Below are 13,565 nucleotides of genomic sequence, written 5' to 3'. Positions count from 1 at the left end.
TGTATTTGTAAGATTACGAATACAAACATACTACGATATCTCAAAATAAGACGAAAAATTTGACTAGACTCTGTTGACAATTGCTTAAATAGCCTACGTTCTGCGCGGAATCCAGCAACGGCTGCATTAAAAATGCGGTACATTTTAGTCTGTCCCTGCATAGATCTAGCGCATAAAGCGCGAGAAGTAGTCAGAATCAAGTGAAATGTCAACAGACTCTATATAGTAAACCCTGAATTTTCTCCATGATTAATCTCTGATGACCGTTCACGAATACTTCTACAAAGTTCACCTATATCTTGAGTTGGTCCTTGAATTGACAAATGATTTAGGATTTGAGGATTTGTAACAATTGCATCGTGAATCTTGTGTCTTCCAGCCTCACCACCAAAAGAGTTTTCGGTCAAATCCATATAAACTTCAGATTGAATTTTATTCGCACGAATAAAATTAGATAGTTTTTGAGCTCCATCTTGTTTAATCGCATTGTATACCAAATGAAGCTTTATTTTTAAGTCATCAGGCATATGTTCTAATGCATCTAAAATGATGGCAAAGCCTTCATCTTTTAACCCTTGCTCACTTAAGTCTAACTCCAGTTGATTAGGGCTCTTTATTGTCTTTAGGGCCTCGAATAATATATTAACTTCGTTCGTCGTGAGGTGTTTAACCCCGAATTGCAGTGATAATTCTTCTGGGCATTTATTAGACTTTAATGTATTGGCCAAACTGCAGATAACGCCTGTTCCATGTTTACTAAATTCATACATGATACTTAAACTATCCTTTTTTGTACCACATTCCATACCCTCTATTAGAGCTGCAGAACCAAGCTTAGTTGTTGGATTAAATAATAAATTTAACGATAATTTATGAATACTACTTGGTAATTTAAGCATCGCTGCTAATTCAATGAACCCTTTATCTGAAATGTCATTATTGGCTAAGTTTAGCGACACTTTTGATGGGCAATGATCTGACTGCAAAGCATGAGCAAGCATTATGGCTCCCTCATTTCCTAGTCTATTACCTGCAAGTCCCAATTTAACCTCAGAAGCGCGGCCCCCTTGAGCAACAGTATCAGCCAAGATCCCTAATGATTTTATACTAAGCGAAGTTTTGGCTAATATGAGCGTTATAGAGTCAGGACACTTATCCGATTGTAAAAAAGTAGCGAGCTCAGAAATATCTTCATCACTTAGGGGATGATTAGTGAAGTCTAAGCAAAGACTATTCATTGAATTTTCCATGAGGGTTTTACAGATCGCCCCCATTTTATTTGTTACCGGATGAGTTGGAGAAAACTCAAATCGTAGATCCCGTTTATTTTTATACTCGTTAACTAAAAGATCAAAACCTTCAATGTCATGTACTTTAATTATTCCTTGGGGCATCAGTGACATTCCTTAAATTTAAAATCATGAGAAGATAATTTAATCAATAATTAATAGTGCATTATAGCATCATAATGAATCATATTAAGTCACGATTGATACTGAGTTTTCTTTGCATATCAGTCATTAAGGTTAAATAATGTGCTAACTTTAAAATATGAAATCTGTTAGCTCAGCATGAAATCATACAATCAAGTAGATGAGTATTTAGCTGAATAAATTCAATAGGGTATTTGAATGGCTACAAATAAATTTCATTATATCTGGATGGGTCGTTTGCCGACTGGTAAGCATGAGGATTCATTTAAAAATGGCCCTAATGCATTAGCCCAGCAATTGAAAGAATATGTAATGAATACAAAGAAAAATAGAGATGCAGATGATCCTAACCCTCAAGATCAAGAGATAATAATGTGGGTACCCGAAGACCTAATTGGAGGAATCAAGGAAGCAGAGTATCTCGATCCAGACATTACACTAAAGCCCATTGAAGATCTTTATAAAAATGCCAAACATTTAACTGAAGAAGAACGAGAAAACTTAAAAAAGACTGTTGATTTATTAGGAGAGAATAATGCATATTCCGCTCAAAAAGATATTCTGGAAGCCGCAATACTCGAAGAATATGGCGGATACTATTTAGATACCACCTCAACCGTCAGATCAATTGAATACTTGATCAATAATCAACCTCAAGATATATGGTTTCCAAGGGTTACAGAAGAAGATCAAAAATATTATGACGAAGATACCTTTATCTTACCTGATGTATGGGCTATGTATAATCCGACACCAGGCGAAGGCACTTGTAAGGCGATGCTTAATGGCTATGTAGAACGATGTCAGTTCTATTTTCCAGAACACCTTGAACGTATTCAACTTGATGTGGAGGCATTTAAAGCTAGATCGGGGTATGAATATCAATCTTATGGAGCAGGAAGTCAAATCATGTCTTCCAATTCGAGAGATGACTTAATCGGGCACCTTGTTATTTTTTCATTATATGATGGCCTAAACCAAACAAGGGGCCCCTTAACTAACGCCCTATTGTGCAAACTAAGCTCATTTGCTGAAGATGCACCAGGAGGTAAACACATTGAAGAATTTGGTATTGAAAAATTCCATAGGGGAACATGGCGACAACAAGCAATTGCAGATAATATTGTTGAGCGAATAGAAGAACGTGAAACTCAAGTCGCACTAGAGGAACAAATCTAAAAAATCGCATCACCACCTAATCTTTCACGTATTTACAGTACAATGGACTGATTTTGAAAATAAATTATCTAAAATAAAAGATAGAGAAACACTCGAACATTTTGTAACTGATTTCAAAAAAAGTAGTTCTTATGCGATCCTATCAAAAGGACAAGATTTAGTAACCAGGATGTTTTCATTAGATACAGATTCTGTAAGCAAAGTTGAAGATATGATCCAAGCCCAAAAATCAGAGCAAGAGGGCCAAAAACTATCTATGTAACCAAGTGAAGGCTATGTTTGCTATCACAACGTCCAATACTGCCTACTCATTTGTCACAGGAATTGGCGCTCCGTCTCGTTACGTGCCCTCAGACCAAGAAAATGAAGACTATGCAAAACTCCAGGTAATTTGTCCACCAATTGCTGTTGTTTGAGTGTGGGTATTCCCTTTAAGAGCAGTCAACGGAGTAACCAGATTCACCGACATTGGGTTAAAGAAAGAATGCCCAATTCCCACATCATAGCCTAAATTCGCATCTTGTTGATAATGAGCGCCTATGGCCAGAATGGTTGCGCTACCCACAGGATCAGCAATACCCCGATCGCGATCATTGGAAGGAGTGCTCATAAACTGTATACCGCCGCGGAATAATATTTTTTCAGTTGCCTTATATGTAGCGCCAACTGCGTAATCAAAACAATTGTGATAATTAAAAGGAATCGTTACCGGAAGCGTTACTCCCATTGGAGTTTGCGTATTTTCCATTCTTATTTGATTAAATGTACTCCAGTTGGTGTAAAAAACTGTAGCCATTCCAGTCCAACGTTTTGTGAAATCATGTTGCAAACTCAATTCAGCTCGGGCTGGTAAGGCCGCCTTTGTTTCTTGTTGATTGGTTCTGAAGATTGCTACTGAAGGCCCTATTGCAGGCGCAGTAACTGTACTATGACCCGTCGTCGTAAGTGAAATTCGAGAGTAGTAACTTAAACCAATCCGTGTTTCTGGTGAAAAATCAAATAATGCACCACCATGCCATCCATATCCCCAGCCACTTAAGTGGTTCTCGAGCCTTGAATCAAAAGGGAAAGAAACAGGCGGTCCATACATATTATTCAGAGTAAAGGCCAAATGCAGCGCATCAAATCCCGCACCCAAAGAAAAACGGTCTGTTACTTTTAACCCTAAGCTTGGACCTACATCAATTCCCACAACCTGGGCACGTGTTGTAGCATAGCGTGCTATAGAAGATCGCGTAGAACCATAATTCGTACCCAGCCCAAAGGGAGTAGTTACATTAAAACCAAACGCAACGCGCTGAGTTAGAGGCGCCGAATAATAAAATGAGGGTAGAAAAGCCCTAATTTGGCTCCGTGCCACTCCTGATTCAACAACAGGGAATGGGAATGGAAATGTTGGCGTCGTTGCAGTTCCCGTGAATCGAGTAGTACCTATGATACCTAATGCATTCCCTACTATTTGTTGATGCGCCAGTTTAACCAGACCCGCCGGATTGGTATAAGCCGTACTTGCATCACTGGCGGCAGTAGCCCAATCGGCATAAGCCACACCTAAGCCCGCAGTATTAACAAAAGGCAGGTTAAAATCGGATGTTGCTAAAACTGGAGAAACAAGAAAGAACGAAGAAAGCGCTAGGTATAAATGAGACCGACGCACGTTTTACTCCTTTATATTTTACTATCCTTTAATAAATTGATAATCATTTCAATCTCTTCTGTCATGGGTCTGCAGTGTTCTATTTTTGGAGAGTACTGACGAACCGTGTGGTAAATAGATTGAGCTCTTTTACCCGCTTTTTCAATGCCCCTTAATTCAAGTGCCTGTGTTGCAGCGAGCAACAAAATCGCGGTGAGACGTTCCAAATTAGCGACTGATTCTTGAAAATCAAGAGCCGCATGTGTTCCTAAACTATTCACATCCTGATTATCACCCTCTGTTGGTAGAGTAAATGACTGATGTGCCTGGGCTAATTTACGATTTTGTACTGCCAGTGCCGCTGACAGCAGTTGCATCGAGCGAAAACCATTGTGCATTCCAGGATTAGGAACTAAGTTCACCGGTAAATTATGATTTTTACGAGGATGAACTAAGTTTGCAAGTAATGCATGCATCCAGGTAGAGGCCTGGGCAATATTCATTTTCAAAATATCGCATGCATCCGTGATGTAATAACCCATAAAATTTGCGCTATGATGAATAGTATTCGCAACAACATCAATGACAGGATTATCATTAACGGAATTCATTTCATTTTCTATCCAGCGAATCGCACGTTCCAAGTTCTCTTGAAATGGACCAAATCCTTGAGGAACAGAGCGAATTGAATAATAATCTTGCACTGGTTTATAGGTATAATCAGTTGTCCGTAATTCATCTAAATCCGTCAATAATTGACTACCTTCCCAGAAATCAATAAAAAATTGATTGATGGTGGTCTCACCCTTTTGCTTTTTCAGTTGATGCACCATCGGATGATAAGCACTGCTTATTACGAGCAATGACTCTAAGGTCATCGCAATTGCGGTCAGCATTTGCTTGAATAAACGGTGCAAATCATAAACTGCCAGACTGGCTATTGCCGTCATAAATGATGTGCCATTAATAAGGGCGAGCCCATCACGCATCACAGGTTTATAAGCTTTAAGGCCAGCTAATTGAATCGCCTCGGGTGCCCGCATTATTTTATTCTGATAAGTTACCGCGACCGGCTCGCCAATAAGTGCGGCTGCAATCATGGAAAGAGGAATAAGATCACCACTGGCGCCAATAGAACCATAGCAACGAACAACGGGGGTAATACCAGCATTCAGAAAATCTAAAAGTGAATTAATCAATTCGGGGTGAATACCTGAATAACCTTGCGCCAGACAATGGGCGCGCAGCATCATAGTCACTCGAACGATATGAGGCGCAACAATTGTGCCCAAGCCGCAAGAAAGAGAGCGAATGATGTTTTCTTGTCGCTCATTAATCGACTCATAATAATCCAGAGTCTCAGTATCTTTTAAAGCAGCATCGATATAGCGAACCTGATCACCAAAATTGGTATTGACACCATAAATGGGAACTCTCGAATCAACATGAACTTTCAAAAACTGATATGAAGCCTCGATTACTTCCATAGCCTTTGGTGGTAAAGCAACCGGAGATGAATATTGTGCTAATACTTGTGAAGAAGCGATGGTTAAATGACAACCATGGCCAATCGTTATAATGGGCTTGTCTGCTCCGCTCATGCTTATAGTATGAGATATTTTGGAAGGATCAAGTGACTTTAAATGTTCCAAGCGTAAACTCCATTTATCATAGTAAAAAAATTCATCATGAATTGAACATAGTGTGTTCTTTTCTAGAATACTTTGCAATAGAAAAATAATACTTTACTTTTTGAGCTATAACTTAAGAAACCCGGGTAAAGGCTGTACCTTCACCCAGGTTACAACCGTATACTAGAATGGCAACTCCAATTTGTTATCTAATAAATGCATTTGTTTTTTAAATAACTGCTGAATTTGTTCCAGGTTCTGTTCATCTTCTGCTTCAAAACGAGCAACGAGACAAGGAGTTGTATTTGATGCACGCAACAGCCCCCAGCCCTTATCTAACTCCACACGCAAACCATCAATTGCAATGACACGTGCCTGAGGAGGGAATTCTGCCATTTCATTAAACCGCTTCATAAACTGAAATTTCTCATCATCCGCTATGGCAATTTTTAACTCAGGGGTATTAACACTATTAGGAATGACTTCAAATTGTTCACTTACCGTCATCTCCGAAGCGCCAATGATTTCAAGTAAACGGCAAGCACTATATAGTGCATCATCAAATCCATACCAGCGATCTTTGAAAAACAAGTGGCCGCTCATTTCACCAGCCAAAGCAGCTCCTTCTTTTTTCATTATGTGCTTCACAATAGAGTGGCCAGTAGGACACATTTTAGGTACACCGCCCGCCTCTTTGATCACAGCCTCTAAATGACTAGAGCATTTCACATCAAAAACTATAGTTGCTCCGGGAAGGCGTGTTAATAATTCACGAGCATAAAGCATCATTAAACGATCCGGCCAAATCATTTCCCCTTTATTCGTGACTAAACCTACTCGATCGGCATCCCCATCAAAAGCCAAACCCAAATCAGCCTTATGTGAAGCTACCGCAGCTTTCAAATCAACTAAATTAGCCTCGATGGTTGGGTCAGGATGATGATTAGGAAAGTTACCATCTACATCACAATAAAGCTCAACCACGTCACAACCTAATTCACGAAGCACTTGCGGTATAATTGGACCCGCGATACCGTTCCCACAATCAACTACGACTTTTAATGGGCGCTTGATTTTGATATCACTTATAATCCGTTGCTTGTACATAGGTAATATATCGAACGCCACGTCTTTACCTTGGCCAACAATGCGTTTCCCTTCCATCACCATTCGATATAAGATATCAATATCTTCATGCATCAAGGTCTTGCCCAACAACACCATTTTGATGCCATTGTAATTTGCCGGATTGTGACTTCCTGTGACCATTAAACCACAATCGACATCTTGAGTATGAACTGCAAAATACATCACCGGGGTAGGAACTGCACCTAGGTCAAGTACTTCAATTCCGCTATCTAGTAATCCTTGTTTTAATGCCGAAGCCATGGCAAAACTAGTAAGACGACCATCCCGTGCCAAGAAAATTTGCTGACGTTGCAAATCACGCAAATAACAGGCTAGGGCCAGTCCAATGCTATAAAAAGCATTTTCATCCAATTCCTGTCCAATTATGCCTCTAATATCATAAGCACGGAACACAGAACGAGAAACTTGTTTTTGCTGATAGTTCATTTAATGTCTCCCCGAACTGCCAAATCCACCTTCGCCTCTTGATGTTTCAGTAAATTCATCAACGAGTTCAAAAGCAGCCTGCACAACTGGAATAAAAACTAATTGCGCGATACGCTCTCCAGGATTCACAGTAAAATGCTCAACCCCTCTATTCCAGCAAGAAATCTTGAGCTCACCTTGATAATCAGAGTCAATTAATCCAACCAAATTACCCAAAACGATACCATTTTTATGTCCCAAACCTGAACGGGGTAAAATTACTGCTGCTAATTTGGGATCAGCAATATAAATTGATAGACCTGTCGGTAATAACACGGTCTCTTGGGGAGCAATTTGAATTGGTTCGTTAATACAAACACGCAAATCTAGGCCGGCTGAACCATCGGTCGCATAAGTAGGTAGTGGAATCGTGTCACCGATTCGAGCATCAAGAATTTTTAACTGAATCGCTTGCGTCATAATTTTTCCTGTTAACATTAATGCGCATCATTTTGCAGAGTTGCAGCAATGATTGCAATAATTTGTCCTGCCAACCGTGTTTTATGGGTTAAGGCCAGTTCGATTTGCTTGTTTTTTGTAATTAAAGTTACTTGATTGACCTCGCTGTCAAATCCAAGTCCTTTTCCCACTGCATTAGCCACAATCATATCCAATTTTTTATGCTGTAATTTTTCGGTGGCATAATGTAAAACATCCGTAGTTTCAGCAGCAAATCCAACTACATAAGCACCCTTAGCAGAATCAACAACATGGCTTAAAATATCGGGATTTTTTATCAATTTAAGCGTCATTTCATCATGATTTTTTTTCTTTATTTTCTCAGATTCAGGTGACTCAACCCGATAATCTGCAACAGCAGCTGTTCCTATAAATATACCACCTGCTGGCATTTCCTGCATGACAGCACTCAGCATTTCTTGTGCAGATTCAACCCGAATCCGCTTAATCATCGCCGAGGCCTGTAAAGAGCTCGGTCCACTAATCAAAGTAACTTGGGCTCCTGCCATTGCAGCCGCTTCTGCCAGGGCATAACCCATTTTTCCGGAACTGTAATTACTGATATATCGCACTGGATCTATAGACTCACGGGTAGGTCCTGCAGTCACAAGCACTTTTTTACCTCTTAATAACTGATGTACATCATGCAGGCGTAAAGCACTAATGATTTGTTCCACTTCACTTACTCGTCCAAAACCTTGCTCACCACAAGCCTGGGAACCTTCTTCAGGACCAACAAAAATAACTCCTCGTTCCTGTAAAAGCGTACAATTGGCTTGCGTCGCAGGATGAGCCCACATACTACGATTCATCGCTGGACAAACAATCACGGGAACTTCTGCGACGAGATATAAAGTGGAGAGTAAATCATCAGCAATACCTTGAGCTATTTTGGCAAGACAATTAGCAGATGCAGGTGCAATTACCAAATAATCAGCCCAGCGCGCCAATTCAATATGCCCCATAGCACGCTCTGCCTGGGCATCAAATAAATTCGTACGTACATCATTTCCTGATAATGCTTGCATCAATAAAGGACTAACAAATTCCTGGGCCGATTGCGTCATCACCACTTTAACCTCGGCTCCGGCTCGAGTTAATTCTCTAATCAGATAAGCTGATTTATATGCGGCAATCCCGCCACAAACTCCAAGAAGTACTTTTTTCCCAATAAAATCTTGCATGGTTGAATGTTTTTGATAAGAATAGCGTCGATCAAAGCATAAACTTCGCAATAAAGGAATAGAAAAATGACAGTTGTCCAATCGACACGGCAGTTAGACCTGCGTGAAAAACTACTTACTCATGGAGCACAAAGCCTTTCAGATCCAGAGTTACTCGCAATTTTTATCAGTTCCGGCAGTAGTAAAAAATCCTGTGTCCAATTAGCATTTGATCTCCTCAAACATTTGGGCGATTTACGTGCCATTCTTAATGCCGATAAACAAAGTTTCAAGCAAATACATGGTTTGGGGGATGTGCGTTATGCCCAATTACAAGCAGTCAAAGAAATGTGCCGGCGCAGTGATTACATTCAATTGCAAAAAGAAACTCAAATCACCAACAGCAAACAAACCTATGCGTATTTGAAAAAGCGTATGCGTGATTACAAAAATGAAACCTTTGCGGCTCTATTTCTTGATAATCAACATCGCATCATTGCTTATGAGGAGCTTTTTTCTGGCACAATCAATACTGCAACAATTCATCCCAGACCCATCATCGAACGAGTCCTACAACTTAATGCCGCAGCACTCATTCTTGCCCACAACCACCCATCAGGGATATCTGATGCAAGCCATCAGGATATTGTCGTAACCGAGCGCATCCGAGAAGCGTTGGAATTGGTTGATGCCCGTTTACTTGATCATCTAATCATTGGTGACAACGAAGTCTATTCCATCCTTGCTGAAAGCAAATCGATATGCTGCAACGAATCACCTCTCCCGTAAAACGGGAGACATCGACACAACACATCGGATGAAGGCATCAAATAAGTCAACAGAGAAATAAGCTAGAGCGCTTAGAAACAACAATCTCCTTCAGCGGAAGGTTTATGGTATTTAATCTCTATAATCCAAAGCAATATCAAGTTAACAATTGTATGCAGATTGAGCTTCTATCATCTTCTGTCGCTCAGAAAATTCATGCAATTGATCTTTAGAAATTGTAATTTTATAGTGTTCATCAGTTGAATAATTCGTCTCGAGAATAAAAGTAAACTTTTTATTTTCGTTGATTGGCTTATCTTCTTCGCAAGGGGTTATTTTTTCAACAAAGTGATATGATTCATCCAAAGTTTTGCCGAAATGATGTTTATGACCAAACCCCACTTCCTCACCGAGGGTTTGTATGGGTAATCCAGCCAAGTATTTTACTGCCAGCTCAAGATCACTTTCTGTTAGTTCCGACTGACATATTCCAGAAAATTTTTCTTTAAACGAACTACTTTTAACTTGTGTGCCTTCCTCCATCGTGGAGGGAAAATGTTGTCTTTGTAGGGATTGGAGTTTGGTGAATAACCCTATATTTCGTGAGGAACTATGAGTAATATTTCTTTTTATAAAACTACCGCTGCGCTCACTTTTTATTAAGTCACAATCTTTTTCTTTAATTACAATATTGCGAATATTGTGAATGTGGGTTATTGGTTTACCAACATGGGCATTCATTGTATCGAGTATTTTACCCAAAGTCAGTGGTTCACTCGGTTGGCACTTTGCATAATGACGGGCTATTTCTGTAGCGATATGAAATGCTTTATCTTTATCGCTTTTTAGACCTCTTTGATTGGCCGCGAGTGCCTCAATAAATGCCATATTATATTTATCGATTTCTTCTTGTTTCGGTTTATCAAACAATACATTAAGCCGATGATCGAGGGCATTATAAAGATTTGCTTCATCCTGGAATTTAGTAAGAACTGTATCCACAATAGGTCGGCAAGTCCGTAATAACCCCCCGGCATAGGCCCAGTTGTTTACTGAATTGTTATTGAGCCATGTATTTCCATGGATACGCGACAAGATGCTGTTTTTTGCATAATATGTCTTTCCAATTTGATTTATTATATCAATCTGACAGTGCCACTCTTCAGGAATAGGATAAGAACCAAGTGAAAATGCTTCCGTAAGGGATTGATCTCCTGCAACTCCGCAAACATCAGATAAACGCATCAAATCAAGTGTTGTATCATGTGTAAATCGGTTCCTGTGAAACACTCTAAACTCTCTACTGGGACTTGATTCATTCAAAACAATTTCTTTATGCGGTTCTTTTGAATTTTCAGAATAAAATACAATCTTACTATACCCTAGTTGCTTTAACTGATCTTGAAAATCTTGCTCTTCAAGTGTGGAGAATACCTGCGTTACTTTATTCTCATTATCCGAAGCACTTACAAAATAATTTGCATGTTTCCCTGCCTCATTACTTGCTGCAAATACCGTAGCCGCTCGCTTGTAAGAAAAAGCGAAATTATAGTAAGAAAAAGAAAAACTGTTTTTTTTAATAAATGAAGAGGTATCATTGCCCTCATTACCCAACACTTGCTTTTTTAAAAGAGGATCAAGTCCGTTAAGTATTTTGCCGCGAGCTTCCAATTTTGCAGCTGAGTTCAGACGCGAAAATTCTTTTAAATCCGATTCTATTAAAATTCCCGGATAGTCCTCACCTACACCTACATTGCCACTTAAACAAATTATTGGTGGCTCATAAATTTTCTTTTCATATAGCCCATATTCACCTATAAAAATTTTGGGGCAAGTACTTTTTTTATGATAATGATTCAAAGAGTTATTAAAAATAGCGGTTTCTACTGCAAGTTGAGCACTGTCACATAGCTTGCGGAGCAGAGAGAAATCCGTGTGATCTGGGTTAATCATTTTGATTTTAGGATGCGTCACTTGATCTAAAAAATCAGGCTCAATCTCGATTATTTTATTTATTGAATCTTTTTTTGCCAAAACATAGATTGGAGCCTCTGGATATTTTTCCGATAGAAATTTAGCTATTTTCATTCCTAGAGAAACATCACCATAACCTTTCTGATCAATCATATGTAAGACAATTGGACCTTTAAAATCAGATTTGCCTTTAAAATCAGGTTTAAATACATCTTCAGCCCGTATCATAATTTATAGATCATAAAAAAAGCCATATGATTAATATTAGACCATTCATGCATTTATTGTAGGATTGAACAAAATAGTTGCTGATCTTTTAAAATCGAAATTTGATAATATTGAAAGGAGAATATGAAGAACTAAGCTCTGGTAAAATCAAAAGAAATAATTTTAGCAATTTCAGGTTGTTTTAAAGCCAAAGCCAACAGGCGGTCAACACCTAAAGCCACTCCGCTGCAAGACGGCAAGCCATGCTCTAAAGCATGCAAAAGATATTGATCTGCTTCCACTGAAGGAAAACCTTTTTCACTTCTTAGTTTTTGATCTTGAATAAAACGATTTGCTTGAGCAGCCGCATCGGTTAACTCATGGAAGCCATTTGCTAGTTCAACTCCTTGGTAATACACTTCAAAACGCTCTGCTACCCCATGGTTAATTTTTGCTAAAGCTGCTTGCGATATTGGAAAATTATATACAGCAACTGGGGCGGTTTCCTTACTCAGAAAAGGTTCTACAACATGGCTCATAAGAAGAAATAGATATTGATCTCGGTCTTCTTCTTGAGGAGATAACACATTATCTAAATCATAACGAGTCAATATTTTCCTAAATTGTGTAATTGGCGCAGAAAAGGGATCAACATCACATGCTTCAAGAAAAGCCTGTTGATACGTTTTTTTGATTATGGGCTTAGATTGCATCACCATTTGCAGGAAATCATCCATCTCATCCATCAAAGCATGGTGATCAATATCCAATCGATACCACTCTAGCAAAGTAAACTCTGGATTATGCCATCGCCCTAGTTCATCGTCGCGAAAAACCCGCGCTATTTGAAAAATAGAACCGCTGCCTGCTGCAAGCAATCGCTTCATATGGTATTCAGGGGAGGTTTGTAAACAATAGGATTCACCACGAAAAGTGGCTTTGATATTACTTAGATAAACATCCGTTGTACCATATCGCGCCATAATTGGAGTTTCTACTTCCAAATAACCACGTTCAGTAAAAAAAGAGCGTATTTTTGCTAATAATTTTGCACGTTGACGCAAGAGATCGATCGATGCAGAAGGCTGCCACATTAATAAAAAATTCCCAATTCAAGTCGCGCTGCTTCAGTCATTCTGTCTTGAGACCAAGGCGGCTCCCAGACTAACTCTACAGAACAATCGCGAACGCCTTCAACTTTATTAACCGCTTGTTCTACTGTTCCTGGGAACGTTTGAGCAACAGGACAACCTGGAGTAGTTAAAGTCATATGTATGACAACGTGGGCATCATCATCAATCAAGATATCGTAAATTAAGCCCAAATCATAAATATTTACTGGAATTTCAGGATCATAAATCTCCCTTAGCGCATTAATAATGGCTTCTTTCAGTAATTCTGAATCCTGTTTTTTCTTAAAACCAAACATAAAGTACCTACTTATATTTTGGATAATATATTATTTCTTCGGGATGGTTTCCATGTCGCTAGCTTGAGTCAA

At 39.2% G+C, this 13,565-nt stretch carries 12 protein-coding genes; 3 read left to right on the top strand and 9 right to left on the bottom strand.

The annotated features are described in order from the left end of the window. Positions 1 to 218 precede the first annotated feature (218 nt). Complete coding sequence (locus DGG96_RS00345) at positions 219 to 1,394, bottom strand: leucine-rich repeat domain-containing protein (protein ID WP_158618854.1); 1,176 nt, start codon at positions 1,392 to 1,394, stop codon at positions 219 to 221. 237 nt (positions 1,395 to 1,631) lie between these two features. On the opposite strand from DGG96_RS00345, the gene DGG96_RS00340 reads away from it, so the two are divergent. Both DGG96_RS00340 and DGG96_RS21365 read left to right on the top strand, forming a co-directional pair. Next, positions 1,632 to 2,612, top strand: coding sequence for a hypothetical protein (locus DGG96_RS00340; RefSeq protein WP_110141035.1), 981 nt, complete (start codon positions 1,632 to 1,634; stop codon positions 2,610 to 2,612). 19 nt (positions 2,613 to 2,631) lie between these two features. Continuing rightward, complete coding sequence (locus tag DGG96_RS21365) at positions 2,632 to 2,874, top strand: hypothetical protein (RefSeq protein WP_110141034.1); 243 nt, start codon at positions 2,632 to 2,634, stop codon at positions 2,872 to 2,874. 108 nt (positions 2,875 to 2,982) lie between these two features. Here DGG96_RS21365 and DGG96_RS00330 read toward each other — a convergent pair whose 3' ends face one another. The 5 genes from DGG96_RS00330 to coaBC form a co-directional block, all read right to left on the bottom strand. Next, positions 2,983 to 4,269, bottom strand: a complete 1,287-nt coding sequence (locus DGG96_RS00330; RefSeq protein ID WP_110141033.1) for an OmpP1/FadL family transporter — start codon at positions 4,267 to 4,269, stop codon at positions 2,983 to 2,985. Between the two features lie 11 nt (positions 4,270 to 4,280). Next, complete coding sequence (locus DGG96_RS00325; RefSeq protein ID WP_233590475.1) at positions 4,281 to 5,900, bottom strand: HAL/PAL/TAL family ammonia-lyase; 1,620 nt, start codon at positions 5,898 to 5,900, stop codon at positions 4,281 to 4,283. A 162-nt stretch (positions 5,901 to 6,062) separates the two neighbouring features. After that, positions 6,063 to 7,454: a phosphomannomutase/phosphoglucomutase gene (locus DGG96_RS00320; protein ID WP_110141032.1), complete on the bottom strand. Its 1,392-nt coding sequence runs from the start codon at positions 7,452 to 7,454 to the stop codon at positions 6,063 to 6,065. Beyond that, positions 7,455 to 7,913 (bottom strand): dUTP diphosphatase, encoded by a 459-nt coding sequence (gene dut / locus DGG96_RS00315; RefSeq protein ID WP_110141157.1) that lies wholly within the window; start codon positions 7,911 to 7,913, stop codon positions 7,455 to 7,457. A 17-nt stretch (positions 7,914 to 7,930) separates the two neighbouring features. After that, complete coding sequence (coaBC, locus tag DGG96_RS00310) at positions 7,931 to 9,136, bottom strand: bifunctional phosphopantothenoylcysteine decarboxylase/phosphopantothenate--cysteine ligase CoaBC (RefSeq protein ID WP_110141156.1); 1,206 nt, start codon at positions 9,134 to 9,136, stop codon at positions 7,931 to 7,933. A gap of 66 nt (positions 9,137 to 9,202) precedes the next feature. Between coaBC and radC the strand changes: the two genes are divergently transcribed. Continuing rightward, complete coding sequence (gene radC / locus DGG96_RS00305; RefSeq protein ID WP_110141031.1) at positions 9,203 to 9,904, top strand: RadC family protein; 702 nt, start codon at positions 9,203 to 9,205, stop codon at positions 9,902 to 9,904. A 141-nt stretch (positions 9,905 to 10,045) separates the two neighbouring features. Here radC and DGG96_RS00300 read toward each other — a convergent pair whose 3' ends face one another. From DGG96_RS00300 to DGG96_RS00290, 3 genes are all read right to left on the bottom strand, one after another. After that, positions 10,046 to 12,085, bottom strand: a complete 2,040-nt coding sequence (locus tag DGG96_RS00300; RefSeq protein ID WP_110141030.1) for a hypothetical protein — start codon at positions 12,083 to 12,085, stop codon at positions 10,046 to 10,048. Between the two features lie 131 nt (positions 12,086 to 12,216). Continuing rightward, entirely contained in the window at positions 12,217 to 13,158 is a 942-nt protein-coding gene (gene epmA / locus DGG96_RS00295; RefSeq protein ID WP_110141029.1) for an elongation factor P--(R)-beta-lysine ligase, read from the bottom strand. Further along, positions 13,158 to 13,493 (bottom strand): SUF system Fe-S cluster assembly protein, encoded by a 336-nt coding sequence (locus DGG96_RS00290; protein WP_058467011.1) that lies wholly within the window; start codon positions 13,491 to 13,493, stop codon positions 13,158 to 13,160. Before DGG96_RS00290 ends, epmA begins: the two co-directional genes overlap by 1 nt. Positions 13,494 to 13,565: the final 72 nt, after the last annotated feature.

The organism is Legionella qingyii, from assembly GCF_003184185.1.
Note: the sequence above shows the minus strand (reverse complement) of the source record. Positions and strands in the feature narration are given on the sequence as shown.